Annotated in this window: 2 protein-coding genes; one reads left to right on the top strand and one right to left on the bottom strand. The window is 71.3% G+C overall.

The window, feature by feature from the left end; genetic code table 11:
• On the top strand, positions 1-950 hold a 950-nt coding region (locus V7E45_RS39800), incomplete at its 5' end, for a chitinase (protein ID WP_333779175.1).
• 109 nt (positions 951-1,059) lie between these two features.
• On the opposite strand, the gene V7E45_RS39805 is transcribed toward V7E45_RS39800, so the two are convergent.
• On the bottom strand, positions 1,060-2,490 hold the full coding sequence (locus V7E45_RS39805) for a GH1 family beta-glucosidase (RefSeq protein ID WP_333779176.1): 1,431 nt from the start codon (positions 2,488-2,490) through the stop codon (positions 1,060-1,062).
• Positions 2,491-2,550: the final 60 nt, after the last annotated feature.

The following is a 2,550-nucleotide window of genomic DNA, read 5'->3' on the forward strand; positions in this document are numbered from 1 at the left end:
CCCCCACGCAGAGCGCCACCCCCACCCCCACCGGCGGCACCGGTAGCGGCAGCACCGCCTCGGCCGGCTTCGCGCCCTACGTCGACACCTCCCTCTACCCGGCCTTCGACCTGCTCGCCTCGGCCGACGCGACCGGCGTGAAGAACTACAACCTCGCCTTCGTCACCGACGGCGGGGGCTGCACCCCCAAGTGGGGCGGTGTCACGGACCTGACCGGCGACGGCGTGGCCGCCCAGATCGGTGCCCTGCGCGCCAAGGGCGGTGACGTCCGGGTCTCCTTCGGCGGCGCCTCCGGCTCGGAGCTGGCCACCACCTGCTCCTCCGCGGACGCGCTGGCCGCGGCGTACGGCAAGGCCGTCGACGCCTTCAAGCTGACCAAGGTCGACTTCGACGTCGAGGGGGGCGCGCTGCCCAACACGGCCGCCAACACCCGTCGCGCCCAGGCGATAGCCAAGCTGCAGGCCCAGCACCCGAACCTGGACGTCTCCTTCACCCTCCCGGTGATGCCCGAGGGCCTCACCCAGGACGGCGTGAATCTGTTGTCCAACGCCAAGTCCAACGGCGTGAAGATCAACACGGTCAACATCATGGCGATGGACTACGGCGCCTCCTACAACGGGGACATGGGCACCTACGCCGAGCAGGCGGCGACCGCCACCCAGGCCCAGGTCAAGAGCGTGCTCGGGCTGTCCGACTCCGCCGCCTGGAAGTCGGTCGCGGTCACCCCGATGATCGGCGTCAACGACGTCTCCTCCGAGGTCTTCAAGGTCGACGACGCCACCCAGCTCGCGAACTTCGCCAAGTCCAAGGGCCTCGGCGGGCTCTCCATGTGGTCCGCGACCCGTGACAAGCAGTGCGACGGCGGCACCAAGCCCACCGCCGACGCGACCTGCAGTTCCGTCGCCCAGGACAGGTTCGCGTTCTCGAAGGCCTTCGGCGCCTTCAACTGACCCGCACGGGACGGAACCGGGAAACGGAACCGGGCGACAGAACCAGGGTGCGGCACCCCCCGTGGGTGCCGCACCCTGTTCCGTCACTCCCGGGCCACCGGGCCCGGTGTCAGACGGCGGTCCCCACCCCCGGCAGCACACCCGTCCGCGCCGCCTCGCCGTACCAGCGCGCGCTCGACTTCGGGGTGCGCTCCAGCGTCTGGTAGTCCACGTACACCGCGCCGAACCGCTTGCTGTAGCCGTAGGCCCACTCGAAGTTGTCCATCAGCGACCACAGGTAGTAGCCGCGCACGTCGGCGCCGTCGGTGATGGCCCGGCGGACCGCCGCCAGATGGCCGTGCAGGTAGGCGATGCGCTCCGGGTCGTGCACCCGGCCGTCCGCGTCCGGCTTGTCGTCGTAGGCGGCGCCGTTCTCCGTGATGTAGAGGGGCAGGCCGGGCGCCTCCCGCGTGTAGCGCATGATCAGCTCGTGCAGACCGGTCGGGTCGATCGTCCAGCCCATCTCCGTGCGCTCGCCCGGGGTCTGGTGGAAGAGCACGTCCTCCGCGGCCGGCCAGGAGGAGTGCTCGCTGGCGCCGTGGCCGTCCGCCCGCGGGCCCTCGGCCTTCCCGGTGCCCGCCGAGACCAGCGACGGGGTGTAGTAGTTCAGGCCGAGCGCGTCCAGCGGCGCCTTGATCGTGCGGAGGTCGCCGTCCAGGACGTACGACCAGTCGGTGACCGACGCCGTCGAGGAGAACAGGGTCTCGGGGTAGGCGCCGTGCAGCAGCGGGCCGTGGAAGACCCCGTTGGCCAGGTCGTCGATCCGCCGGGCCGCGTCCAGGTCGGCCGGGTCCTGCGAGAGGGGCCGTACGACACTGGAGTTGAGGCTGATCGCGATCTGGCTGCGGGCCGGCGTCGCCGAGCGCAGCGCGGCCGCGCCCAGGCCGTGCGCCAGGTTGAGGTGGTGGGCCGCGCGCAGGGAGGCCGCCGGGTCGGTGCGGCCGGGGGCGTGCACACCGGAGCCGTAGCCCAGGAAGGCGCTGCACCAGGGCTCGTTCAGGGTGATCCAGTTCTCCACCCGGTCGCCCAGCGCCTCGCCGACCAGCCGCGCGTACTCCGCGAACCGGTAGGCGGTGTCCCGCTCCGGCCAGCCGCCCGCGTCCTCCAGCTCCTGCGGGAGGTCCCAGTGGTAGAGGGTGACCGCCGGCTTGATGCCGCGTTCGAGCAGCTCGTCCACCAGGCGGCGGTAGAAGTCCAGGCCCACCTGGACCGCCGGGCCGCGGCCGGTCGGCTGCACCCGGGACCAGGAGACGGAGAAGCGGTAGGCGTTCAGGCCCAGGTCCGCCATCAGCGCCACGTCGTCGCGGTAGCGGTGGTAGTGGTCGACAGCGATGTCACCGGTGTCACCACCGATGGTCCTGCCCGGCGTATGGCTGAAGGTGTCCCAGATCGAGGGGGTGCGGCCGTCCTCCCGCACCGCCCCCTCGATCTGGTACGCGGACGTGGCGGCGCCCCAGAGAAAGGCGGGAGGAAAAGTCACAGACGACACGGAATCAGGCATGGAAGCGCTCCCAAAGAGGTCGTGGAGACCGGCGGAAGTAAAAGGGGACAAGAGCGGGGG

This window comes from Streptomyces sp. IBSBF 3136 (genome assembly GCF_036815105.1).
GTDB lineage: Bacteria > Actinomycetota > Actinomycetes > Streptomycetales > Streptomycetaceae > Streptomyces.